The 24,838-nt window shown below is 44.8% G+C and carries 30 protein-coding genes; 29 read left to right on the plus strand and 1 reads right to left on the minus strand.

Features of this window, described 5'->3' with window-relative positions; translation table 11 throughout:
• From EUAN_RS08230 to upp, 9 genes are all read left to right on the plus strand, one after another.
• Positions 1-960, plus strand: a complete 960-nt coding sequence (locus tag EUAN_RS08230; protein ID WP_071063573.1) for a DUF1385 domain-containing protein — start codon at positions 1-3, stop codon at positions 958-960.
• A complete protein-coding gene (prmC, locus tag EUAN_RS08235; protein ID WP_071063575.1) occupies positions 954-1,826 on the plus strand; it encodes a peptide chain release factor N(5)-glutamine methyltransferase in 873 nt (290 codons plus the stop codon). Before EUAN_RS08230 ends, prmC begins: the two co-directional genes overlap by 7 nt.
• Positions 1,827-1,831: 5 nt before the next feature.
• Complete coding sequence (locus EUAN_RS08240) at positions 1,832-2,374, plus strand: chromate transporter (protein ID WP_071063576.1); 543 nt, start codon at positions 1,832-1,834, stop codon at positions 2,372-2,374.
• Positions 2,371-2,889, plus strand: coding sequence for a chromate transporter (locus tag EUAN_RS08245; protein ID WP_071063578.1), 519 nt, complete (start codon positions 2,371-2,373; stop codon positions 2,887-2,889). The genes EUAN_RS08240 and EUAN_RS08245 overlap by 4 nt, the downstream gene beginning before the upstream one ends.
• 66 nt (positions 2,890-2,955) lie before the next feature.
• Positions 2,956-4,026 (plus strand): peptide chain release factor 1, encoded by a 1,071-nt coding sequence (prfA, locus tag EUAN_RS08250; protein ID WP_071063580.1) that lies wholly within the window; start codon positions 2,956-2,958, stop codon positions 4,024-4,026.
• Between the two features lie 2 nt (positions 4,027-4,028).
• On the plus strand, positions 4,029-5,072 hold the full coding sequence (locus EUAN_RS08255; RefSeq protein WP_071063583.1) for an L-threonylcarbamoyladenylate synthase: 1,044 nt from the start codon (positions 4,029-4,031) through the stop codon (positions 5,070-5,072).
• Between the two features lie 15 nt (positions 5,073-5,087).
• Entirely contained in the window at positions 5,088-5,534 is a 447-nt protein-coding gene (locus EUAN_RS08260) for a low molecular weight protein arginine phosphatase (RefSeq protein WP_084655843.1), read from the plus strand.
• A 19-nt stretch (positions 5,535-5,553) separates the two neighbouring features.
• Positions 5,554-5,994, plus strand: coding sequence for a ribose 5-phosphate isomerase B (gene rpiB / locus EUAN_RS08265; RefSeq protein ID WP_071063585.1), 441 nt, complete (start codon positions 5,554-5,556; stop codon positions 5,992-5,994).
• Between the two features lie 2 nt (positions 5,995-5,996).
• Positions 5,997-6,626, plus strand: a complete 630-nt coding sequence (gene upp / locus EUAN_RS08270) for a uracil phosphoribosyltransferase (RefSeq protein ID WP_071063587.1) — start codon at positions 5,997-5,999, stop codon at positions 6,624-6,626.
• Positions 6,627-6,685: 59 nt separating this feature from the next.
• Here upp and EUAN_RS08275 read toward each other — a convergent pair whose 3' ends face one another.
• A complete protein-coding gene (locus tag EUAN_RS08275; RefSeq protein WP_071063589.1) occupies positions 6,686-8,341 on the minus strand; it encodes a putative bifunctional diguanylate cyclase/phosphodiesterase in 1,656 nt (551 codons plus the stop codon).
• 155 nt (positions 8,342-8,496) lie between these two features.
• Between EUAN_RS08275 and EUAN_RS08280 the strand changes: the two genes are divergently transcribed.
• The 20 genes from EUAN_RS08280 (at position 8,497) to fabZ (ending at position 24,830) form a co-directional block, all read left to right on the plus strand.
• Positions 8,497-8,952, plus strand: coding sequence for a deoxycytidylate deaminase (locus EUAN_RS08280; protein WP_071063591.1), 456 nt, complete (start codon positions 8,497-8,499; stop codon positions 8,950-8,952).
• Between the two features lie 4 nt (positions 8,953-8,956).
• Positions 8,957-9,988, plus strand: coding sequence for a glycosyltransferase family 4 protein (locus EUAN_RS08285; RefSeq protein WP_071063593.1), 1,032 nt, complete (start codon positions 8,957-8,959; stop codon positions 9,986-9,988).
• Positions 9,989-10,000: 12 nt separating this feature from the next.
• On the plus strand, positions 10,001-11,119 hold the full coding sequence (gene wecB, locus EUAN_RS08290; RefSeq protein ID WP_071063595.1) for a non-hydrolyzing UDP-N-acetylglucosamine 2-epimerase: 1,119 nt from the start codon (positions 10,001-10,003) through the stop codon (positions 11,117-11,119).
• 138 nt (positions 11,120-11,257) lie between these two features.
• Positions 11,258-11,500, plus strand: a complete 243-nt coding sequence (locus tag EUAN_RS08295; protein WP_245674469.1) for an AtpZ/AtpI family protein — start codon at positions 11,258-11,260, stop codon at positions 11,498-11,500.
• A 5-nt stretch (positions 11,501-11,505) separates the two neighbouring features.
• Entirely contained in the window at positions 11,506-11,889 is a 384-nt protein-coding gene (locus tag EUAN_RS08300) for an ATP synthase subunit I (RefSeq protein ID WP_071063599.1), read from the plus strand.
• A 77-nt stretch (positions 11,890-11,966) separates the two neighbouring features.
• On the plus strand, positions 11,967-12,659 hold the full coding sequence (gene atpB / locus EUAN_RS08305) for a F0F1 ATP synthase subunit A (RefSeq protein WP_245674470.1): 693 nt from the start codon (positions 11,967-11,969) through the stop codon (positions 12,657-12,659).
• 58 nt (positions 12,660-12,717) lie between these two features.
• Positions 12,718-12,984: an ATP synthase F0 subunit C gene (gene atpE, locus EUAN_RS08310; protein ID WP_071063600.1), complete on the plus strand. Its 267-nt coding sequence runs from the start codon at positions 12,718-12,720 to the stop codon at positions 12,982-12,984.
• A 100-nt stretch (positions 12,985-13,084) separates the two neighbouring features.
• A complete protein-coding gene (atpF, locus tag EUAN_RS08315) occupies positions 13,085-13,597 on the plus strand; it encodes a F0F1 ATP synthase subunit B (protein ID WP_071063602.1) in 513 nt (170 codons plus the stop codon).
• Positions 13,585-14,136, plus strand: a complete 552-nt coding sequence (locus EUAN_RS08320) for a F0F1 ATP synthase subunit delta (protein WP_071063604.1) — start codon at positions 13,585-13,587, stop codon at positions 14,134-14,136. The genes atpF and EUAN_RS08320 overlap by 13 nt, the downstream gene beginning before the upstream one ends.
• Before the next feature lie 14 nt (positions 14,137-14,150).
• Positions 14,151-15,656 carry a F0F1 ATP synthase subunit alpha gene (gene atpA / locus EUAN_RS08325; protein WP_071063606.1) on the plus strand — a complete coding sequence of 502 codons (1,506 nt, stop codon included), beginning with the start codon at positions 14,151-14,153 and terminating at the stop codon, positions 15,654-15,656.
• Between the two features lie 31 nt (positions 15,657-15,687).
• On the plus strand, positions 15,688-16,551 hold the full coding sequence (gene atpG / locus EUAN_RS08330) for an ATP synthase F1 subunit gamma (protein ID WP_071063607.1): 864 nt from the start codon (positions 15,688-15,690) through the stop codon (positions 16,549-16,551).
• A 32-nt stretch (positions 16,552-16,583) separates the two neighbouring features.
• A complete protein-coding gene (gene atpD, locus EUAN_RS08335) occupies positions 16,584-17,987 on the plus strand; it encodes a F0F1 ATP synthase subunit beta (RefSeq protein WP_071063609.1) in 1,404 nt (467 codons plus the stop codon).
• A 32-nt stretch (positions 17,988-18,019) separates the two neighbouring features.
• Complete coding sequence (locus tag EUAN_RS08340; RefSeq protein WP_071063611.1) at positions 18,020-18,418, plus strand: F0F1 ATP synthase subunit epsilon; 399 nt, start codon at positions 18,020-18,022, stop codon at positions 18,416-18,418.
• A gap of 226 nt (positions 18,419-18,644) precedes the next feature.
• A complete protein-coding gene (gene murA, locus EUAN_RS08345) occupies positions 18,645-19,895 on the plus strand; it encodes a UDP-N-acetylglucosamine 1-carboxyvinyltransferase (protein WP_211266330.1) in 1,251 nt (416 codons plus the stop codon).
• 147 nt (positions 19,896-20,042) lie between these two features.
• A complete protein-coding gene (gene mreB, locus EUAN_RS08350) occupies positions 20,043-21,038 on the plus strand; it encodes a rod shape-determining protein (RefSeq protein ID WP_071063615.1) in 996 nt (331 codons plus the stop codon).
• A 79-nt stretch (positions 21,039-21,117) separates the two neighbouring features.
• Positions 21,118-22,212 carry a flagellar hook-basal body protein gene (locus EUAN_RS08355; RefSeq protein WP_071063617.1) on the plus strand — a complete coding sequence of 365 codons (1,095 nt, stop codon included), beginning with the start codon at positions 21,118-21,120 and terminating at the stop codon, positions 22,210-22,212.
• A 13-nt stretch (positions 22,213-22,225) separates the two neighbouring features.
• The gene (gene flgG, locus EUAN_RS08360) at positions 22,226-23,011 is read left to right on the plus strand and encodes a flagellar basal-body rod protein FlgG (protein WP_071063619.1); all 786 of its coding nucleotides are present in this window, start codon (positions 22,226-22,228) and stop codon (positions 23,009-23,011) included.
• A 13-nt stretch (positions 23,012-23,024) separates the two neighbouring features.
• Positions 23,025-23,363 carry a rod-binding protein gene (locus EUAN_RS08365; protein ID WP_071063621.1) on the plus strand — a complete coding sequence of 113 codons (339 nt, stop codon included), beginning with the start codon at positions 23,025-23,027 and terminating at the stop codon, positions 23,361-23,363.
• Between the two features lie 55 nt (positions 23,364-23,418).
• On the plus strand, positions 23,419-24,360 hold the full coding sequence (locus tag EUAN_RS08370; RefSeq protein ID WP_071063623.1) for an AEC family transporter: 942 nt from the start codon (positions 23,419-23,421) through the stop codon (positions 24,358-24,360).
• 47 nt (positions 24,361-24,407) lie between these two features.
• Positions 24,408-24,830, plus strand: coding sequence for a 3-hydroxyacyl-ACP dehydratase FabZ (fabZ, locus tag EUAN_RS08375; RefSeq protein ID WP_071063625.1), 423 nt, complete (start codon positions 24,408-24,410; stop codon positions 24,828-24,830).
• The last annotated feature ends 8 nt before the right edge of the window (positions 24,831-24,838 follow it).

Raw genomic sequence — 24,838 nt, forward strand, 5'->3', positions numbered from 1 at the left:
ATGGGTTTAAAGATAAAGAAAAAGCCCGCTCATATGACCAAGATAGGCGGACAGGCGCTTATAGAAGGCGTGATGATGAGAGGTCCGAAAGAGTACGGTATAGCCGTACGAAAGCCTGACGGTGAGATAGAACTGAAGAAGAGACCTGTAGACAATTTCACCACAAAGCACAAGCTCTTTAAGCTGCCTTTTGTAAGGGGAGTAGTCTCTCTTTTAGAGGCCATGGTGCTTGGAATGAAGTCGCTTATGTACTCGGCAGAGTTTTTCGAAGACGAAGATGGTGAGGAAGCTGAGAAGGGCAAGTTTGAGATGTTTCTAGAGCGCAAGCTTGGGGACAGATTCCCGGATATAGCTATATACCTTGCGGTGGCAATCTCGATAGTGCTTTCGGTGGTGGTTTTCATGCTGATACCGACGTTTGTGACCAGCTTTTTCAGAAGGTGGATAGAGAGTGGAACAGCTTTAAACATACTGGAAGGTTTCATAAGGGTGTCTATATTCCTGGTGTATCTATTCAGCGTGTCCAAGCTAGACGATATAAAGAGAGTATTTCAATACCACGGGGCAGAGCACAAGACCATACACTGCTATGAGAACAGAGAAGAGCTGACTGTGGAAAACGTAAAAAAATATCCGATTCTTCATCCAAGGTGCGGAACAAGCTTTCTCTTCAACGTGATGATAGTCAGCATAGTGGTGTTTTCGCTGTTCGGATGGCCAAGCCCGCTTATGAGGTTTGCAACTAGAATAGCACTTTTTCCCCTTGTAGGAGGGATAGCTTACGAGATAAACAGGATCATAGGAAAGAGCGACAGCAAGCTGGCCTACGCCCTCTCTTACCCTGGACTTATGATTCAGAACTATGCGACTACAAGAGAGCCTGATGACGATCAGATAGAGGTGGCCATAGAGGCGCTTAAACTCGTGCTGGTTGAAGACGAGGAGGCGGACAAATGGTAGCGGAGACTGTGAAGATTGCACTTGAGAAGGCCTTAGAAATCATGGGCGAGAGGGAATACACTTCGCCCCTGCTGGATGCTAGGCTTCTGCTTTCGCATGTACTGGAAGTGGACAAGTCGTATCTTTATTTGAATTTAGATAGTGAAATACCTGGGGATAGACTGAAGCGTTTCTACGAGCTTGTAGAGAAAAGGGCTAAAGGTTATCCCCTTCAGTATATCCTTGGCTCTCAGGAGTTTATGGGACTGGAATTTCACGTAGAGGAAGGAGTCTTGGTGCCACGCCCCGACACAGAGGTGCTGGTCGAGCGAATCATAGAGCTTGTGAAGTCCGAAAAGACGGAGTCTGGACCTAAGATACTTGAGATAGGCACAGGCAGCGGGGCCATAGCCGTGAGCCTCGCATACTATATAGAGGACGCGGAAGTCTACTCTGTGGACATAGACGAGACTCCTGTAAGAGTGGCAGCTGAAAATGCCAAGCGACACGGGGTTGAAAGCAGGACTCATTTCTTACATGGCAGTCTGTTCGAGCCACTGGATCAGCTTGGAGAGATAGAGTACGATATAATAGTTTCAAACCCCCCTTATATAAAGTCCGACGAAATAGAGAAGCTTCAGCTTGAAGTATCTACTTTTGAGCCGAAGCTCGCACTAGACGGCGGAGATGATGGCCTCGTATTCTACAGGGAGATTTCAAGCGGTGGACTGCGCTACTTAAAGAGCGGTGGGATGCTGGCCTTTGAGATAGGTCATGACCAAAAGGAGTCTCTGATTGAAATTATGGACAGGGACTACAGGGACATAGAGACTGTAGCGGACTATGGAGGGAACGACAGAGTAGTGATTGGCTATAAAAAGGAGTAGTTGATATGCGATACAGAGAACTATTTGCTACATTTTTCAAGATAGGTCTGCTGACGATAGGTGGAGGATATGCCATGGTCCCTGTTATCCAGAATGCCGTGGTAAAAGAGCATAGTTGGCTTACAGATGAGGAGTTCATAGATGCACTGGCGCTTTCACAGTCGGCACCTGGGGCGCTTGCCATAAACTCATCTGTGTATATAGGTTACAAGTTAAAGGGAGTCAGAGGAGCGATTGTGGCAGCGCTTGGAACTTCACTTCCTTCTTTTCTGATAATACTCCTGATCTCGCTTTTCTTTTTCAGGATGCGGGAGATAGACTATGTGGAGAAGGCGTTCAAAGGCATAAGGGCTGCTGTTGTCTCTATGATAGCGCTGTCTCTTGTTCAGCTGTTAGAAGCTGTAAAGCTGAAGCCAAGAGGGTATGTTGTATTCGGAGCTTCAGCTATTGCGCTTGTAGTGCTTGACGTAAATCCGCTCTGGGTGCTCGTGGCCGGAGGGGCAGGCTCGCTTATCTACTACAGCATAAAGGGAGGGGCTGAGCGATGATATACTGGGGTCTTTTCCTGAGCTTTTTCAAGATAGGGCTGTTCAGCTTCGGTGGAGGATACGCCATGATTCCGCTGATACAGAATGAAGTGATAGAGGTCAATTCATGGCTTTCGCAGGCTGAGTTTTTGGACATGCTGGCCATAGCTCAAGTTACGCCAGGTCCTATAGCCATAAACACGGCGACCTTTGTAGGTCAGAGAGTTGCAGGCATACCAGGGGCTGTTACGACCACGTTTGCCGTAGTGTTTCCCTCGTTTGTGATAGTGCTGATTCTTGCCTACTTGGTAAAGAGGATAGGGGAGTCGAAGCAGATGGACTATATTTACAAGGGGTTGAGGCCTGTGGTGCTTGCGCTTATACTCTCGGCACTTGTGTCCATAGGTAGAGAGAGCATAACTGGAATTTCAACAGCAGCCATAGCAGTACTTGGGTTTTTGGCTCTCAGGTACAAAAAACTGAATATGGTGATGCTTTTAATTTTGTCAGGGTTGCTCGGGGTATTTTTTTACTAGGGATATTCTGATAAGATAGATTCATGATATAATTGAGAGAGTTAATACAATAGAAGAGGTGTAAAGATGTTAGATAAACTGGAATTTCTGGAAAAGAGATATGCAGAGTTAAATGAAAAGATAAGCGACCCAGAAGTGATGGCGGATATGAAGGAATGGCAGAAACTTGTGAAAGAGCATTCCGACCTTGAAGGGATCGTTACAAAATACAGAGAGCTTAAAGAGGCAAATGGACAACTTTCAGACGCCAAAGAGATGCTCAAAGAGAAGTTAGATGACGACTTCAAGGAAATGGTGAAGCTGGAGCTAGACGAGCTTACAGAGAGAGTCGAAAAGCTGGAAGAGGACCTTAAGCTGCTGCTTATACCCAAGGACCCTAACGACGACAAGAACGTAATAGTGGAAATCCGTGCAGGTGCAGGTGGGGACGAGGCAGGAATATTTGCAGGAAACCTGTTCAGGATGTATGCGAGGTTCGCCGAGCGTCAAGGATGGAAATACGAGGTCATGAGCTCTTCGGATCAGGGGATAGGCGGATTCAAGGAAGTCATATTCCTCATAAAGGGAAATGGAGCCTACAGCAAGCTTAAGTTCGAGAGCGGGGTTCACAGAGTGCAGAGAGTTCCGGACACTGAGTCAAGCGGTAGAATCCACACATCTACAGCTACAGTCGCAGTGCTTCCAGAGGTGGACGATGTAGACGTAGATGTAAATCCAGCGGACGTAAGGGTGGACGTATACCGTTCTTCTGGAAACGGAGGACAGAGTGTCAACACCACTGACTCGGCTGTAAGACTTACTCACGTTCCAACTGGAATAGTGGTGGCATGCCAGGACGAGAAGTCCCAGCTTAAGAACAAGGACAAGGCGTTCAAGATACTGAAGGCCAGAATATACGACAAGATGATGGAAGCTCAGAACGCTGAGATAGCTCAGGAGAGAAAGAGCCAGGTAGGTACAGGAGACAGAAGTGCCAAGATAAGGACTTACAACTTCCCACAGGGAAGGATAACGGACCACAGGATAAACCTGACTGTCTACAAGCTAGACGCTTTCCTTGACGGGGATATAACAGAGATGGTAGAGTCGCTTATAACGACTCACCAGGCAGAAAAGCTACAGGAAGTACAGGGGTAGTCATGAAGCAGACTAGAGTTATGGGTAGGAATCCTGAGACTTTAGAGTGCGAGCTTCGAGAGGCCGGGGAGATATTGGCCCGTGGAGGTCTTGTGGCATTTCCGACAGAGACAGTTTACGGCCTAGGGGCCGATGCGCTGAATGCTGAGGCTGTAAATGACATATTTTTGGCCAAGGGAAGGCCTCAGGACAATCCGCTCATAGTCCATATCTCGAGCAGAGAGCAGCTAGAGGAGATTGCTTTAGAGATTCCAGAAGAGGCAGAAGCGCTTATGGGAGCTTTTTGGCCGGGACCACTTACTATACTATTTGCAAAGAGCGACGCTGTGCCGTATGAAACTACGGCAGGTCTAAACACGGTGGCCGTGAGAATGCCGAACCACCCTCTGGCTCAAAAGCTTATAGAGTACAGCGGAAGGCCCGTAGCCGCCCCTTCTGCCAACACCTCTGGAAAGCCGAGCCCTACAAAGGCTGAACACGTCATAGAGGACCTTTACGGCAAGGTGGATGCCATACTCGACGGAGGAGCTACAGGTGTCGGGCTTGAATCCACAGTTGTAGACGTGTCGGAGGGAGTCGCTGTGATACTTAGGCCAGGCGGAGTGACTATAGAGCAGCTCTTGGAGGTACTCCCGGATGTTAGATATGACACTGCACTGGAAGACGAAAGTGTGGCGCCTAAGTCGCCTGGACAGAAGTATAGACACTACTCGCCGAAGGCAAAGCTTGAGCTTTACACTGGAGAAGCAGAGAAGGTTGTAGAGGCTGTAAGGGCAAGGGCGACGGAGCTTGAAAGCGATGGACACAAGGTAGGAATACTGACTGTAGACGAGCATATGGACATGTATGAGTCAGATGCAAAGCTCTCTATGGGCAGCAATTCGGACTCAGAGGAAATAGCTAGAAATCTATTCGACTCGCTCAGGGTCTTCGACAGCCTTGACATAGATGTTATAGTCGGAGAAGGAATCGAAGATACGGGGATTGGAAAAGCCATCATGAACAGACTGTACAAGGCCTCGGGAGGCAGTGTAACCTGTCTGTAGTCTGGAGGTGAAAAAGTGAAAATACTATTTGTATGTACTGGAAACACTTGCAGAAGCCCAATGGCAGAGGCTGTTTTAAGGCAGATGGTTGAAGAGGAAGGCATAGAGGACTTAAATGTAGCTTCTGCTGGGATATTTGCCTTTGAAAATCAACCGGCGTCTGAAAACGCCATAGCTGTGACTGAGCCTAGGGGAATGGACTTAAGGAGTCACAAGGCTAGAAGAATGACGAAAAAGCATATAGAGGAATACGACCTCATACTCACTATGACTGGATCCCATAGAGAGGCTATACTGGGTCTTACATCAGACGGCCGAAAAGTGCATACCCTGAATGGATATGTAGGAAGGTCGGGAGAGATAATAGACCCGTTTGGACATTCGGTGGAGATATACGAGCAGACTATTCTGGATATGATCAAGAGTCTAGAGATGCTTTTAGAAAAAATCAGGCAAAAATAAGCTTATGGAGGAGATACACTTGAAGATAGGACTGGGAAGTGACCACGGCGGTTACGAGCTAAAGGAAAAGATAAAGTCTCATTTGACTGAAAAGGGAATAGAGGTTGTGGACTACGGGACTGACTCTACTGACTCTGTAGACTATCCTGACTACGGGAGAAAGACTGCAGAGGGAGTTGTGTCTGGAGAGTGCGAAAGAGCGATAGTTTGCTGCGGAACAGGAATAGGCATTTCAATAGCTGCCAACAAAGTAGAGGGCATAAGATGCGCACTTTGCTCGGAAACATACTCGGCTAGAATGGCCATGGAGCACAATAACTCCAACATGCTTTCGCTTGGAGCTAGAGTTACAGGTATAGACCTTGCGCTTGAGATAGTTGACGTTTGGCTTAAGGCTAAATTCGAAGGTGGAAGACATGAAAGAAGAGTGGACAAGATAATGGAGATAGAGAGGGCTTAGTTATGAAAAAACTTATAGTTATGGATCACCCGCTTGTAAAGCACAAGATGGGCTACCTTAAAGACGAGAGAACAGAGACAAAACAGTTTAGAGAGCTTGTAAACGAGATTTCAATGATGATGGCCTATGAAGCCACTAAAGATATGATGCTGAAAGAAGTGGACATAAAGACTCCGCTTCAGGACACGGTAGTTCAGCAGAGAGACTACAAGAACCCTGTAATAGTTCCGATACTCAGAGCAGGACTTGGAATGGTGGACGGGATGCTTCAAGTTATTCCGACGGCCAAGGTTGGTCACATAGGTCTTTACAGAGATGAAGAGACACTAGAGCCTGTGGAGTACTACTGCAAGCTTCCTGTAGATATAAGCGAGAGGGAGCTGATAGTTGTAGACCCTATGCTTGCAACTGGAGGGTCTGCAAAAGCGGCTATACAGTTCCTGAAAGACAGAAACGTATCTAGGATAAAGCTTGTATGTATACTGGGATGCCCTGAAGGTGTGGAGGCGATCCACGAGGCGCACCCTGACGTAGACGTATACCTTGCTCAGATGGACCCTAAGCTGAACGACCACGGATATATACTTCCGGGGCTAGGAGACGCAGGAGACAGACTTTTCGGCACAAAATAGAACGCAGTAAAGCCCTTTCGAGTTTTTCGAAAGGGCTTTTTAAATTTCAGATGATAGGCTTAAGAAAGGGAGAAGATCTTATTTGCAAGCAGCAGTTCCTCGATTTCCGATGGAGGGAGTGGTTTGCTGAAAAGATAACCCTGTCCTATATTGCAGCCGCGGCTTTTAAAGAAGCCCAGCTGTTCTTTTGTCTCGATTCCCTCTACAACTATGTCGAGCCCCAGGTTCTGTGCGAGCGTTATGACGGACTCCACTATTATCTCATCGCCTTTCTTGTTCGAGACAAAGTCAGTAAAGGACTTGTCTATCTTGAGTACCTCTATTGGGAGCTTCTTCAGGTAAGTCAAAGACGAATAGCCTGTTCCGAAGTCGTCTAGGGCAATCTCTATTCCCAATTCCTTTATCTTTTCCAGATTCTCTACTGCGTTTTTTAGATTTGCCATTACAGCCGTTTCTGTTATCTCCAAAGAGAAATACTTGAGAGCGGAAGGTCGCTTCTTGACTATTTCAGATATCACCTCTACGGCTTCTGGCTGCATAACGCTTTTCCCAGACAGATTCACCGACATCTTTATGTCTTTGTTGTACTTGTCTGCCCAAAGGTTTCTCTGTTTGAAGGCCTTCTGAAGCACCCAGCGCTCTATATTGTATATATAGCCCGTCTCCTCCGCAAAGGGAATAAAGTCCATAGGAGGCACGAAGCCTTTTTTAGGGTGAAGCCACCTTATAAGGGCTTCAACGCCATCTATCTCCCCTGTAGACAGGTTTATCTGAGGCTGGTAGTAGAGCAGAAACTCATTGTTGTCTATGGCATATCTTATCTGGTTGACCATATGGGCGTTTTTCATAGTGTTCTCTCTGATGCTGGTGCTGTAAAAGCAGAACTTGTCTTTTCCTGTTTCCTTGGCATGGAAATTGGCCGTGTCGGAGTTTTTCAGAAGAGTTACGAAGTTCTTGCCGTCATCAGGATACTTCGCTATTCCTATGCTGGCCGTTATATATATTTCGTGCTGGCCGCAGTTCCATGGCCTTCTGACACTCTCTAAAATCTCAGAGGCTTTTTCCTTGATCCTCTCGGTAGAGGCATCCTCGAGCAGTATCAGGAATTCATCTCCACCAAGCCTGCCTATGTTGGAGGTGTTTCCCATCGAGTCCTCGAGCGAGCGGGACATTTTCTTGAGGAGCATGTCTCCGCAGTCATGTCCTAGAGCGTCGTTTATGAGGTTGAAATTGTCTATATCCACATATATAAGGGCGAACTTGGAGTTCCTCCCCATATTGCTTATTATGTAGTCGTCGACTTTTTCGGCGAAAGTGTATCTGTTCAGCATTCCGGTCAGCTGGTCATACTTAGAGAGTGAATAGACTTTCTTTTTCAAGATGTCATACTGCTCGTATATGCTCGAGTCTCTCTTGAGCTTCTTGTAGTCTTCAAACTCCATCAGCTCGTCTGAGCTTGAAAGCTCCAGATTTTCAAGGGCACTCAGCTTCTTTATGAAGATAGAGTGGACAGTGAACGCCGATAAAAATATAAAAATTATCCCTGCTATGTTCTCGGGGCCCGAGGAGTCCGCGTTCCCCAAAAGGCTACCTATGGGTTCAGAGTATATAAACCACAGCGTGCCAAGACTTAAGTAGGATATTAAAGTCCTCAAGGCCATCTCGCGTATGTCCTTGTACTTGGAAGTGACCATTCTTAATCTGTTGTTTTCCATATATAATTCACCTACAGTTACAATGTGTTTTGTATTGCAATTAAATTATAGCACAACGGCGGCATAAAACAAAAATAATATAAACTCTTGTAGTATCTAGGTAGATATTATAAGATTATTTAGAGTTGCACTTAAAAAGAATGGGAGAAGTGAAAATGAGACCTACTTGGGATGAATATTTTATGGAGATAGTCCATACTGTGAAAAAGAGGTCCACTTGTTGCAGAAGACAGGTCGGGGCTCTTATAGTCAAGAATAAGAAGATACTTTCCACAGGATACAACGGGGCGCCTAGCGGCCTAAGGCACTGCGACGAGGTGGGATGCCTAAGGGACAAGCTTGGCATACCTTCAGGAGAGAGACATGAGCTCTGTAGGGGTCTTCATGCAGAGCAGAATGCCATAGTCCATGCGGCCAATTCAGGAGTGAGCATAGACGGCTCTACGATATACGTCACAAACCAGCCGTGTATACTATGCGCCAAGATGATAATAAACGCTGGAATAGTCAGAGTCGTATATAGCCACGGCTATCCGGATGAACTGGCGAAAGAGCTTCTAGATGAAGCTGGTGTCGAGGTTATGAAACTAGATATGAAGGAAGGTTGTTAGAGATATGGGAGAGTATATTTTGGCCGCTGCTGTGGCCATGCTGATTTCTTTTTTGATGACGCCACTGGCTAAGCGGTTTGCTCATATGGCTGGGGCGATAGATGTCCCTAAAGACGACAGGAGAATACACAAGGCTCCTATACCGAGGCTTGGAGGGCTTGCCATACTTGTGTCCACTGTGCTTTCAATACTGCTCTTTGTAGAGCTTGACAAGAGCGTGTACGCAATACTCGTAGGCGGAATAGTCATAGCCATTTCAGGGATAATAGACGACATAAAGCCGATGACTCCAAAGCTGAAGATGCTTTTTCAGATAGTCGCGGCTGGAATACTAGTATACGGAGGGGTAAGCATACAGATACTTACGAATCCGTTTCAAGAAGGTGGGTATATATCGCTTGGGGTACTTGGAATACCGCTCACGCTTTTCTGGGTAGTTGGGATAACGAACACTGTAAACCTTATAGACGGGCTTGACGGGCTTTCGGCTGGGGCGAGTGCCATATCTGCACTTTCGTTTGCGGTCATATCGTACATAGTAGGGGACTCCAATGTGGCGATCATGTCTTTAATACTTGCAGGGGCAGCTATAGGTTTTCTGCCTTACAATTTCAACCCGGCGAGCATCTTCATGGGAGATACGGGTGCGCTCTACCTTGGGTTTATGCTTTCGGCCATAGCGATAGAGGGAGCTGTGAAGGGTGCGGCGGCAGTTGCCATGGTCATACCTATACTTACACTTGGGCTTCCGGTTTTCGACACCACGTTTGCGATACTCAGAAGATACAAGAACAAGAGGCCTATAATGGAGGCGGACAGGGGTCACCTTCACCACAGGCTGCTGGACTTAGGTTTTGGCCAGAGGCGGACAGTGATCATACTCTATGTCGTAAGTATTGTATTTGGGATATCGGCCATACTCATGTCCAAAATGGACTTTTTCCAGGGGGCTGTATTCCTTGCAGTTATAATGGTTATAGTAGTGGGCTCTATGCTCAAGCTGAGGGAGCTCGGAAGAAAAATAAGAAATAGATAGGGAGAGATATAAATGAAAAAAGTTATGACCGTATTTGGGACGAGGCCAGAGGCGGTGAAGATGGCTCCTATAATAAAGAAGCTAAATGAGAATCCTGATATAGAGCATAGGTCGTGCGTCACGGCTCAGCACAGGGAGATGCTGGACCAAGTGCTGAACATATTCGGAATAGTCCCAGACTACGATCTGGATATATTCACAGATGGACAGACGCTTTCGGATATAACCGTGAAATCGCTTAAAGGGCTTGAAAAGGTCATAGTGGACTTTGGTCCAGACCTTATACTTGTCCAAGGTGACACGACAACTGTTTTTGCTGGAGCGCTTGCGGCGTTCTACAACGGAGTGAAGATAGGCCACGTGGAGGCAGGTCTTAGAAGTGGGAATCTCTACTCGCCTTATCCTGAAGAAGCTAACAGAAAGCTGACCGGGATAGTTACAAACTACCACTTCGCGCCTACAGAGACAAGCAAGGAGAACCTCCTGAGGGAAGGATATGCAGAGGGCGACATCTATATAACGGGGAACACTTCAATAGACGCACTTTTGGATATAACTTCAAGAGAATATGAGTTTGAAAGCGAGCTTCTGAACAGTTTGGACTACGAAAACAGAAAAGTGATACTTATGACTTCGCATAGAAGAGAGAACATAGGGCAGCCTATGGAGGACATATTCTCAGCTCTTAGAGATGTGGTCGAGGAAAATCCAGATGTAGAGCTTGTATACCCAGTCCATCTCAACCCTAAAGTAAAAGCCATAGCGGAGGAGAAACTTGGCCGTCACGAGAGGATCCACCTTATAGAGCCGCTGGACTACCTTCCGTTTGCGAATTTACAGAAGAAGTCCTATATGATAGTTACAGACTCGGGCGGAGTGCAGGAGGAGGCTCCTACACTTGGGAAGCCTATCCTTGTAATAAGAAAAGAGACAGAGAGACCCGAGGGTATAGAGGCTGGGACTGCAAAGCTCATAGGCGTATGCAGAGAAGATGTCTACAGAGAGGTGAGCCTTCTGCTCAACAACAGCGAGGAGTATCAGAAGATGGCCAACGCCGTAAATCCCTATGGAGATGGAAAGGCAGCCGAGAGGATAGTCGAGATAATAGCGGAGCAATTAAACACAAAATAAATGTTAGACAGGTAAAGCTGAGGGTAATAAATATATGGTTATGTTTGCAAAAAAACTTTGTATACATTTCAAAAACTATATATTTATTCTCTGGTTTTATTATAATATAGGATATAGTGGCACTCAGGGAGTGATATATTGAAAAAAGATGACAAGAACCTTTCGAAGATACTGACAAACCTAGCGCTTGTATCACAGATAGGAACGAGCATAGTTGTAATGATAGGTGGAGGTGTGCTTCTTGGCAACTTCCTGGACAAGCTTTTCGGTACAAATTTAGTTTTTCTAGTCGGATTTACGGTCTTGGGAGTAGCATCGGCTTTTTACTACATATACAAGATGGGCGTACAAGGGCTAAACGGCAGGAAAAAAAGGAAGTGAGCAGTTTGGCATTAGGAAAGAATTACGTAGCTACCATAATAAAGAGGACGACAGCACTGTTGCTGTTCGGAATAGGACTTAGCTTTTTTCTGGCCAAGGAGCCTATGCCATATATATATGGGTTTATATTCGGTGGCAGCATAAGCATATTGGGATTTAAGCTGCTTGAACAGAGCGCCAAGAAAGCGGCAAATATGAATGAGTCTGGAGCCAAAAACTATATGACTATTACCTACTTTATAAGGTATGCCATATATGGAGTCATGCTTGTGGTCTCAGCAAAAGCAGACTACATCAACCTTTTCACCGCTATAATCGCACTGTTTTTAATCAAGCTTGTCATAGTGAGCGATGCGGTGTATGATACTATAATAGGCAGGCGTGGCTAGATTTCAATCATAGGAGAAAACGTTAACAAAGTTTTTACTTAAAAATAAATATAATTTTAATGAAAGGAGGAAAATAAATGGAAGAAATGGGCATTAAATTCACCGCCATGGGACAAGAGTTCTTAATCCACAACACCATAGTTCACTCTTATCTGATAGTAATAGGAATAGTGATATTCGCCTTTATAGCGAATAAGAAGATATTGGAGACAGATCCGTTGGAAAAGCCTAAAGGATTAGTGAACATTTTGGAGATAGGATATACTGCTATTAGAAAACAGCTATACGATGTTATGGGAACAGGCCCTACGAGAGAAAGGCTACTTCCTTACATCTTCACCTTAGTTATGTTTATAGCACCAGCCAATCTTATAGGTCTTCTTGGACTTGCACCGCCTACTTCAGATTACAATGTAACACTGGCGTTGGCACTGATAACGTTCTTTATGACTCAGTACTATGGATTAAAGACAAATGGACTAGGAGGCTATATAAAGGGATACTTCGAGCCACTGCCTTTCCTATTGCCACTTAACATAGTAGGAGAGCTTTCGAACCCAATATCTCTTTCTTTCCGTCTATTCGGAAATATACTGAGTGGTGGAATAATAATGGGGCTGGTTTATGGAGCACTAGGATATCTAGCGCCAATAGCTGCACCACTTCATTTGTACTTTGACCTATTCTCAGGACTAGTTCAGACTTTCATATTCATGATGTTGACTATGGTATTTGTTGGCGGAAACTTGCCTGACGAAGATGGAATTTAGTATTTAAAGATAAGCAAAAAACAAAAATAAAGTATTTAAAATTAAGGAGGAAATTAAAATGCAAGGAATTTCAAGTGAAGCTTTTGTATTAGGAATGTCAGCAGTAGGAGCAGGATTAGCACTAATAGCAGGTATAGGACCTGGAATTGGACAGGGATATGCAGCAGGTGCAGCAGCAGCAGCAGTTGGAAGACAGCCAGAAGCTAAGGCAGACATAGTTCAGACTATGATCCTTGGACAGGCGATTGCCGAGTCAACTGGTATCTACGGACTAGTTGTAGGTATAATACTACTATTCGTTAGACCACTAATGTCAGCACTTTAGAATACTGTATGAGAGAGATGGGATATCTCATCTCTCGTTTGCATATCGATAAAAGATAAAAGAAAACTATTCCTATTTGTTTAGGAAGGGAGGATGAGTTATGGATTTTCAAGTTAACATACTACCTGATCCAATTAATCTCGGACTTCAGCTTGTAGCGACTCTTATAATATTCTTGGTACTCAGGGCAAAAGTAACTGAACCTCTTAAGGCGATGCTCGAGAAGAGAGCTAGCGGTATAGAGAAAGATATAAAGGTTGCTAAAGATCAAAAGGCAGAAGCTGAAGATCTTAAGACTAAGTATGAAATAAGCTTAGAAAAGGCTAAAGAAGAAGGTAGAGAAATAGTTGAATCTGCTAAGAAAAGAGGAGATCAGCTTAAGGAAGAGATCATTTCTGAGGCTAGGGCGGAAGCCAGTGTTGAAAGAAATAGAGCTAAGAATGAAATAGAGAGAGAAAAAGAGAAAGCGCTTGACTCTCTTAAATCAGAAGTTGCGAGCATGGCAATGCTAGTTGCAAATAAAGTAGTAAACAAGAACCTAGATGAGTCAACCCACAAAGACATGATAGATAATTTTATCAATGAGGTAGGGGAAACGAAATGGCAAAGCTAGTTGCAAAGAGATATGCTGAGGCCCTGTTCGAGGTTGCAGCTGAATCTCAAAACTTAGAGCAGGTGAAAGAAGAAATTCAATTTGTAGCAGAGGTATTTGAATCTAACCCTGAGCTAAACACTATATTCACGCATCCTAGACTTTCTAAAAGCGAGAAGAAAAGCATGCTTGAGGAACTCTTCAAAGGAAAAGTTTCAGAACCAGTCCTGAACCTTTGCTATATAACAGTAGACAAGGGAAGAGAAGGATACCTGCTGGAGATAAGCGAGGAGTACACAGTGCTTTCAAACGCTGAGCAGGGAATAGTTGAAGCTGTGGCGCTGACTGCAGTGCCTATGTCAGAAGAGGAACTAAGCACACTAGAGGCAAAGCTTTCCGAGAAATTCAATAAAAGAATTCAGCTTTCAAACCAAGTGGATGAAAGCGTAATCGGAGGAGTTCTGCTTAAAGTAGGCGATAAAGTCATAGATGGAAGCTTGAAGGGTAGACTTGACAGTATCGAAAGAGAACTTAAGAATATAAAAGTAACTGTAGAATAGAGGTGAGAGGATAAATGAATCTAAGACCTGAAGAAATAAGTTCAGTGATTAAAGAGCAGATAAAAAGATACGAAAGCAAGATAGATGTCGTGGACGTAGGTACAGTTATCCAAGTTGGAGACGGTATTTCGAGAATCCACGGACTGGAAAAATGTATGGCTGGAGAGCTTCTAGAGTTCCCAGGAGAGGTTTACGGAATGGCACTTAACCTCGAGGAAGACAACGTAGGATGTGTTCTTCTAGGTTCGGATGCAAACATAAAAGAGGGCGACACAGTTAAGAGAACTGGAAAGATAGTTGAAGTTCCAGTTGGAGAGCCTATGATAGGAAGGGTTGTAAACGCCCTAGGACAGGCTATAGACGGAAAGGGACCTATAGTTACTGACAAGTACAGACCAGTTGAGGCTGTTGCGTCAGGAGTTATAGCTAGAGAGTCAGTTTCACAGCCTCTTCAAACAGGGATAAAGGCGATAGACTCGATGGTGCCAATCGGAAGAGGGCAGAGAGAGCTTATCATCGGAGACAGACAGACTGGTAAGACTGCCATAGCAATCGACACCATCCTTAACCAAAAGGGACAAGACGTTATCTGTATATATGTAGCTATAGGTCAGAAGAGATCTACAGTTGCAGGTATAGTTAACACTCTTGAGTCTAAGGGAGCTATGGACTACACTATAGTAGTTTCAGCTACAGCAAGTGAGCTTGCGCCACTTCAATTCCTTGCGCCATATGCGGGAGTTGCAATGGGAGAGGAGTTCATGTACAACGGAAAAGACGTACTGATAATATACGATGACCTGTCTAAGCACGCGGTTGCATATCGTTCAATGTCACTACTTCTTAGAAGACCACCAGGACGTGAGGCTTACCCTGGAGACGTATTCTACCTTCACTCAAGACTTCTTGAGAGAGCGGCTAGAGTCAACAAAGACTACGGTGGCGGGTCTATAACAGCGCTTCCAATAATAGAGACACTTGCGGGAGACATCTCTGCATATATCCCTACAAACGTTATATCTATAACAGACGGACAGATATTCCTAGAGTCAGAGCTTTTCTTCTCTGGACAGAGACCAGCGGTTAACCCTGGACTTTCAGTATCTCGTGTTGGTGGATCTGCACAGATAAAGGCCATGAAGAAAGTTTCTGGAGGACTTAAGCTTGAGCTTGCACAGTACAGAGAGCTTGCTGCGTTTGCGCAGTTTGGATCTGACCTGGACAAGGACACTCAAGAAAAGCTTTCTCAGGGAGAGAGAATACTTCAAATACTGAAGCAGCCACAGTACAGCCCGCTTTCAGTAGAGAAGCAAGTTATGATAATATACGCTGTAAGTAAGAAATACCTTTCTGACGTACCAGTGGACAAGGTTAGCCAATTCGAATCTGAATTCCTAAGCTTTATGGAGCAGAACTACCCTAACGTAGGTAAGGCTATAATAGAAACTAAGGAATTCTCGGATGAGACAGAAGCTGAGCTTAAGAAGGCCCTAGAGGAATTCAAGAAGAGCTTTGCTTAAAGCTGAAAAACTGGTTTAGGGAGGTGAACTTATGGCTCAAATGGGAGATATCAAGAGAAGGATCAAGAGTGTCAACAGTACTATGCAGATCACCAAGGCCATGTACCTTGTTTCATCTGCAAAGCTGAGAAAAGCTCGTGAAAGAGTCGATACAACTAGACCTTACTCTGAGACTATAGTAGACAGTATACAGAGAGTGCTGGGAAGTGCGAAGGGAGTTAGCCATCCATTCCTTGAAAAGCGTGAAGTCAAGAAGACGGCGTACATCGTCATATCTGCTGACAGAGGGCTTGCAGGAGGATACAACTCAAACGTACTTAAACTGGCGGAAAGCATAATAGAGGACAAGTCTAAGGCGGAGATAATAGCATACGGATCTAAGAGTAGAGACTACTTTACAAAGAGGGGCTACGAAGTGAGCAACTTCCTTACGGGAGTCACTGAAGAGCCTGAGTATGTAGACGCTAGACAGTCTGGAGATTCAGTTATAGAGAAGTACAAAAATGGAGAGATAGACGAGGTAAAGCTTGTGTTCACCAAGTTTGTGAGCATGATTGCACAGGAGCCAGCTGTGTTGACTCTTCTGCCTGTACAGGTTGAGAAAAAAGAGGAAGCAGTTGACGACAAGGGAATGAATACACTTACCGAGTACGAGCCTTCTCCAGAGGTAGTGCTAGACTACCTTGTACCGAAGTATATAAACGGAGCTATATTCGGGGCGCTTGTTGAATCGGCAGCGAGTCAGCAAGGTGCCAGGATGACGGCGATGGAATCTGCTACAAGCAATGCAGAGGACATAATAGATTCGCTTGGACTTGTATACAACAGAGCACGTCAGGCATCTATAACTCAAGAGATTTCAGAGATAGTTGGTGGAGCGGAAGCTCTTAAGTAAGATAGACAGACTTAAGTAGAGGAGTGAAGTAAATGGCTAAAGAAAACATAGGTAAACTCGTTCAAATAATTGGACCTGTGTTGGATATAAGATTTAGCGAAGACAATCTACCTGAACTCTTAAATGCTATACGCATAGAAAACGGAGAAGAGGTAATAATTGCAGAGGTTGCTCAGCATACAGGAGACGATACAGTTAGATGTATCTCTATGTCTTCAACAGACGGCCTTGTAAGAGGAATGGACGCTGTAGACACTGGAGCGGCTATAACTATACCGGTTGGAGAGAAAGTTCTAGGAAGACTTTTCAACGTACTTGGAGAGACTATAGACAACGAGCCTCAGATAACTGACTCAAGTACAGCGCCTATACACAGAGAAGCGCCTTCGTACGAAGAGCAGGAGCCAGCGACTGAGATATTCGAGACTGGAATAAAGGTAATAGACCTTATAGGACCTTACGCTAAAGGTGGAAAGATAGGTCTATTCGGAGGAGCCGGAGTTGGTAAGACGGTTCTTATCCAGGAGCTTATAAACAACATAGCTACAGAGCACGGTGGACTTTCAGTTTTCGCCGGAGTTGGAGAGAGAACTAGAGAAGGAAATGACCTTTACTATGAGATGAAGGACTCAGGAGTTATCGACAAGACAGCTCTAGTATTCGGTCAGATGAATGAGCCACCAGGAGCGAGGATGAGGGTTGCCCTTACTGGACTTACTATGGCTGAGCACTTTAGAGATCAAGAAGGACAGGACGTACTTCTGTTCATAGACAATATATTCAGATTTACTCAGGCAGGATCTGAGGTTTCTGCACTACTTGGACGTATGCCTAGTGCTGTTGGTTACCAGCCTACACTGGCTACAGAGATGGGTGCGCTTCAGGAGAGAATCACTTCAACTAAGAAGGGATCTATCACATCGGTTCAGGCCGTATACGTACCTGCGGACGACCTTACTGACCCAGCGCCAGCGACTACATTCAGTCACCTGGATGCTACTACAGTTCTTTCGCGTCAGATATCAGAGCTTGGTATATACCCAGCCGTTGACCCGCTAGACTCTACATCTAGAATACTTGACCCGCTTATAGTTGGACAAGAGCATTACGATGTAGCTCGTAGAGTTCAGGAAATACTTCAGAGATACAAAGAGCTTCAAGATATCATAGCTATACTTGGTATGGACGAGCTTTCTGAGGAAGACAAACTTACAGTTGCTCGTGCAAGAAGAATACAGCGTTTCCTTTCACAGCCATTCAGCGTTGCTGAGCAGTTTACAGGAATGCCAGGAGCTTACGTTCCAATAAAAGAGACTATAAGAGGATTCCAAGAGATCCTTGACGGAAAGCACGACGACCTTCCAGAGTCAGCTTTCCTATTCGTTGGAACGATAGAAGAGGCTATAGAAAAAGCTAAGAAGATGGGCGAAAACTAGAAACTGTTTCGTGAAAATGGAGGTGAGGAATAATGTCTAAATTTAATTTAGAGATAGTTACTCCTGAACGTAAATTCTTCGAAGGTGAAGTGGAAATGGTTGTGGCTAGAAGTGTGACTGGAGACATAGCCATACTTAACAACCATATACCTCTTGTAACACCGCTTGAGATAAGCATAATAAAGTTGAAGATAGATGGAGATACTAAGAAAGCCTCTATTTCCTCTGGATATATGGAAGTCACTAAAGGTAAGACCACTATTATAGTGGATGCGGCAGAGTGGCCAGACGAGATAGATCTCGAAAGAGCTAAGAAAGCCAGAGAAAGAGCTGAAAAACGTCTTAAAGCTGAGAAAGACTCATCAGACGTTGCAAGAGCTGAAATGGCGCTTAGAAGGGCTATAAACAGAATAGAAGCAAAAGACAATTAAAAAGTTAGTAGGTTAGTGGCAGCACTAGCTTACTAGCTTTTTTATTTATGTTTTTAATTTAGTACATAGCGATTTGGGTATAAATAAAAAGTGAGAGTTTCCGATAATGATATAGAGGGTAACTTTAAAAGACAAATAAAAGTTAACAAAGACTAGCATTATATTCGGAAAAGATATAGAATGATCTTATATGCAAAAGCTAGAACAGTTGGAGGGGGTATTTAATTTGAATAGAATAATAGTGGAGCAGAGTCCACCACTTAGGGGTACTGTAAGAACGAGCGGAGCTAAAAACTCGGCGCTTCCGATAATAGCGGCGTCGCTTCTGTCTTCAGAGAGCTGCATGCTGGAAGACGTACCTAGGCTTAACGATGTATCTATAATCTCGGAGGTGCTTGAAATACTTGGAGCCAAAGTAGAGAAGATAGGCAGAGAAGAGCTTATGATAGATGCATCAAGACTGGAGAGATACGAAGCGCCATATGAGCTTATGGCCAAGATGAGAGCGTCTTTCCTAGTGATGGGGCCGCTTCTGGCGAGGCTTGGGAAAGCGAAGATATCCATGCCAGGCGGATGCGCCATAGGTACAAGGCCTATAGACCTTCACTTAAAGGGGTTTAAAGCGCTCGGTGCCACCATAGATATAGGACAGGGCTATGTGGAGGCTTCGGCAGACAGGCTCAGAGGTGCAGAAATATACTTAGATTTTCCAAGCGTTGGAGCTACAGAGAACATAATGATGGCGGCCGCCCTCGCAGAGGGAGAGACCATAATAGAGAATGCGGCCATGGAGCCTGAGATCGTGGATCTTTCCAACTTTATAAACAAGATGGGGGGGAATGTGAAAGGTGCCGGCACCAACACGATAAAGATAAAAGGCGTGGAGAGCCTTGGTGGAGCCAAGCACCAGATAATTCCGGACAGAATAGAGGCTGGGACTTTTATGGTGGCAGCGGCTGTGACCAAAGGTGATGTAACGGTCAAAAACGTACTTACAAACCACATAAAGCCTGTTATAGCCAAGCTTCATGAGGCTGGAATAGAGGTCATAGAGGGAGACGACTACGTAAGAGTAATAGGTTCAAAAGACATAAAAGCTGTAGACATAAAGACTCTCCCATATCCAGGGTTCCCTACAGATATGCAGTCGCAGTTTATGACGCTTATGTCTGTGGCAGAGGGCACAAGCGTCATGGTCGAGACAGTCTTTGAAAACAGGTTTATGCATGTAGACGAACTACTCAGGATGGGCGCAAACATAAGGATCGACGGAAGGTCTGCAATACTCGAGGGAAAGTCAAGGCTACAGGGTGCGCCTGTAAGGGCGACAGACTTGCGAGGCGGGGCGTCTCTAATACTTGCTGGGCTTGTAGCAGAGGGAAAGACCGAGATAAAGGACATATACCATATAGACAGAGGATACAGCGATATAGAGGAGAAGTTCAGGTCGCTTGGAGCTATTATATATAGAAAGTAAAATAGAGGAGCCGAAAGGCTCTTCTATTTTCATAACTAAAAACGAATAAATAAAATAGACACTTATTAGATTATAATATATAATAAAGATTGGAAAATCAGAAAATACATATACATCGGATAGAGATTAAAAAGGAGAGGATCAATTTTGTTTTTTAAATCGGACGTAGGAATCGATCTTGGAACTGCAAGTGTTCTTGTATATATAAAAGGGCAAGGTGTAGTGCTCCAGGAGCCTTCAGTTGTGGCCATAGATAAAAACACAAACAAGCTGCTTGCAGTAGGCGAAGAGGCCAGAAGGATGCTCGGTAGAACTCCAGGAAACATAGTGGCTATAAGACCTCTTAAGGACGGAGTAATATCAGACTACGAGGTTACACAGAGAATGCTGAAGTACTTTATAGAGAAGGCTTCTGGAAAGTCTATACTCAGACCTAGAATAGTTGTATGCGTGCCTTCGGGAGTTACCGAGGTAGAGAAGAGAGCTGTAATTCAGGCGAGCACTCAGGCTGGTGGAAGAAGAGCCTATGTGATAGAAGAACCTATAGCGGCTGCAATAGGAGCTGGGATAGACATAACAGAGCCTAATGGAAACATGATAATAGACATCGGTGGAGGAACTACAGACGTTGCAGTTATATCTCTTGGAGGGATAGTTGTAAGCAAGTCCATAAAAGTGGCTGGAGATACTTTCGACGAGGCCATATCCAAGTATATAAGAAAGAAATACAATGTGATAATAGGAGAGAGAAGTGCAGAGCAGCTGAAGATAGAGATAGGATCTGCATATCCTAGGGTAAAGGAACAGTCCACTGAAATCAGGGGAAGATGTCTTATGACAGGGCTTCCTAAAGTCATAAAGGTGAACTCCACAGAGATGCTCGAGGCGCTTGAAGAGCCTGTGACTGCGATAGCGGAGGCAGTGCACTCGGTGCTTGAGAACACTCCACCGGAGCTTGCGGCAGATATAAGTGACCAGGGAATGGTCATGACAGGCGGAGGATCACTCTTAAACGGGCTGAACAAGCTTATACAGGACAGAACAGGTATAAACGTCAGAATAGCAGAAGAGCCTATATCTTGTGTTGCAATAGGAACAGGAAAGTCGCTGGAGAATATAGAAGTTTTAGAGCAGAATATGTAGATTTGTTTAAAATGGGACCCCTTTCGTGTCGATAAATGTTATAGTATAACTATGTACATAAGACAGGAGGGGTTTTTCTTTGAATAGAGGGATTTATACGGCCACGACCGGAATGATATACAATCAGAGGGCTGTAGACGCTATATCGAACAATATTGCGAATGCAAATACAACAGGATTCAAGCGTGATGTCACAGTTGCAGAGTCGTTTCCCGAAGTTCTCTTGAGCAAGATAAACGACAGCGAGAGAACTACTATAAACCATCAGCCATTCAGGGGAGTGGTGCAGAACGAAGTTAATGAAGAGGGAGTTTACTCTCTTTCCATAAATTCGGGGTACTTTAAAGTTGGAACACCGGCTGGCATAAGCCATAACAGAGAGCTTAAGTTTGTAGTCAACGAAGACGGATACTTAAGGACTTTCAGCAGGGACACAGACTTAGAGCGCCAGACGGTGGGAGAGAACTTTGTGCTGGACAGGTCGGGACAGCCTATAAGAGTGGGAAATCCAGGAGATATTCAGATTACAGCCAATGGAAATATAGTCTCGGGAGGCCAGGTGGCTGGAAATATAGTTCATTTTCCGGCAAACCACGTAATCGGAACTACGAGCGGAGGAGTCAGGCTTTCAAGGGTGGCAAGCGATTTCACTGACGGGACCTATATAAATACGGAGAATGACCTTGACTTTGCCATAAAAGGAGAGGGGTTCTTCAAAGTAGTCGACGCAGAGGGAAATGAATTCTACACAAGAGACGGATCGTTCACCTTAAACCAGCAGGGTGTTCTCATCACAAAAGATGGCTACACTGTAGTTGGAACGAACGGCCCGATAACCATCCCAAGCGGCGGCACTTTCGAGCTGAGCGGAAACGGAACTATATACGTGGACAATCAGCAGGTTGGCCAGCTGAACATAGTGACTGTAGAGAACAAGCACGAAATGAGAAAGCACGGGGACAATCTTTTCACCATGGAAGAGGGCTTTGAAGCAGAAGAAGCTCCTTTTCAGGGCGAAGTTATGTCAGGATACTTAGAAGGGTCGAACGTAAGCGCAGTAAAAGAGATGGTTCAGCTTATAACGGCCTATAGAAACTACGAGGCAAACCAAAAAGTAATCACTAATCAAGACGAGCTGCTTTCAAAAGTGGTGAACGAGCTTGGAAGAGTGTAAAGGAGAGAGATAGATGATTAGAGGAATGTGGACAGCTGCGACTGGAATGAAGACGCAGCAGGGGAATATAGATGTAATTTCAAACAACCTTGCGAATGTAAATACAACTTCGTATAAAAAGCAGAGAGCGGAGTTCAAGGACCTGCTCTACAGCAGCATAAAGAAGCCGAACGAGGAATCGCCTGTGAACCTTCAGTTTGGTCATGGAGCCATGATGATTGCAACGACTAAGGAATTCCAAAATGGAACGCCTCTAGACACGCAGAATCCTTTCGACGTGGCTATAGACGGAGATGGGTTCTTTGCAGTCCAGCTTCCAAACGGACAGGAGAGATACACAAGAGACGGAAGCTTCAAGCTGAGCGTAGAAGACGGAGAGTCTACGCTTGTGACTTCGGATGGGTATTATCTTTTGACAGAAGACGGAGACAACATAGTTATTCCGGAGGGAACGACCGACTTTACTGTAGCTCAAAACGGGACTGTGACTGTAAGAGACGAAGCAGGAGAAGTAGTGGAGCTTGGAAGGCTTAGGTTTGTGCAGTTTGTGAACAATCAGGGTCTTTCGGCTGAAGGAAGAAACCTATATGCGGCTACGGACGCCTCAGGAGAAGCTGTAGACGTGGACGGCGAGGAGATGGACGCCAGCATAATACAGGGATATCTTGAGAGCTCCAATGTACAGGTAGTAGACGAGATGGTAAAGATGATAACAGCCCAGAGGGCGTACGAGATAAACTCAAAGGCTATACAGACTGGAGACGACATGCTCCAGACGGCCAACAACCTCAAGAGATAGGGGATGATATAGAATGCCTATTAACGGCCTGATTTCAAATTCATATTCAGACTATACGCAGAACAAGGCTGAGAGCTTGAGCAAAGTGGACACTGCAAATGCAGAAGACAAAAAGCTCCTAGAAGTGTGCCAGGAGTTTGAGTCCATATTTGTAAATATGATGCTCAAAACCATGAGAGAGTCGGTGAACGACGAAGACTCACTTATACCTAAAAGCGCTGGAACAGAGATGTTTGAGAGCATGAGAGACGAGGAGCTGGCCAAGCAGATGACTATGGGCAAGACGAACTCGGGCTTCGGGCTGGCAGACACGCTCTACAGCCAGATGAAGGCGTCAAAAGCCTATAGATAGCAGAATACAAAGTCCCACACAACTGTGTGGGATTATTTTTTATGGAGGTGATTTTTTGGCAATACAGAACGTGCTTACACAGACGGTGGCTCTTTTCTTGCTTATAATAATAGGATATATAGTCAAAAAGCTAGATGTAGTCAGGGACAGTGACGTAAAGGGAATTTCAGAGCTCATAGTGAAGGTCACAATGCCTATAATGATAGTGGTTTCCATGTCTAGGGAGTTTTCAAGAGAGAAGCTTGTGTTCAGCGCCATAATGTTTGGAATAAGCAGTTTAAGCTACATATTCAAGAACATAATAGCCAAGTGGTTTACAAAAGTCTTTAAAGTAGAGGGGCCAGAGAGCGCAATCTACGAGATGATGATACTCTTCTCTAACTCTGGATTCATGGGTTTTCCAGTTGTAAAGGCGCTCTACGGAGAGGAGGGCGTCTTCTACGCCGCCATAATAAACGTCAGCTTCAATATCTTCATCTGGACCCTTGGGGTCAATATAATCTCAAGGCATAACGGCAAGCAGACTAAGCCGAGCGCAAAGACTCTTCTTAAAAATCCAGGGATAGCCAGCGTGATTATAGGGGCTGTGCTCTTTGTAGCGCCGGTGGAGATTCCAGAAGTCATAAAAGGACCACTTCAGATGATAGGTGAGAGCACGACACCTCTCGCAATGATGACGATAGGTATGCTTTTGGTGAACACAAGCATAAAGACGCTTTTTAAAAACAAGAAGCTGGCACTTGCCTCTATGATGAGGATACTGGTTTTTCCGATTATATTTATGGCTATACTATTCATGCTAAAGATACCGCCTATACTTACGGGAATACTGCTTATACTGGAGAGTATGCCGGCGGCTTCAAGCATAGCTATATTTGCCAGAAGGTACGATTCTGACTACGAACTGGCATCGCAGGGCGTTTTTCTGTCTACGCTTTTAAATGTGATCACTATTCCGTTTATCCTTTATTTATTTTCTATGCTTTTCAAGGTATAATGAGGGAGTATGACTAAAAATGAACAGAGTTCAGAGGAGGAAAAGATATGTTAGACAATATAAAGATTCAGGAGCTTCTACCGCACAGATATCCATTTTTGCTGGTAGACAAGGTAGTTGAGGTGGAAGAGGGTAAGAGAGCTGTAGGGATAAAGAATGTGACTATAAACGAACCTTTCTTCCAAGGGCATTTCCCGGGGAACCCCATAATGCCAGGAGTTCTCATAGTGGAGGCTATGGCGCAGGTCGGGCTTATAGCGCTAAAGAGTATGGACGAGTACAAGGACAAGCTTGGCGTGTTCGCAGGGATAGACGGAGTGAGGTTTAAAAAGCAGGTTGTGCCTGGAGATACGCTTAGAATAGAAGTGGAACTTGTAAAGATAAAAAGAGGGATAGGCGTAGCTGAAGGGTCAGCATACGTCGGAGACGAGCTGGCTTGCAAGGGCACTATAATGTTTGGACTAATTTAAAAAGATGG

It is taken from the genome of Andreesenia angusta, from assembly GCF_001855385.1.
GTDB lineage: Bacteria > Bacillota > Clostridia > Tissierellales > Gottschalkiaceae > Andreesenia > Andreesenia angusta.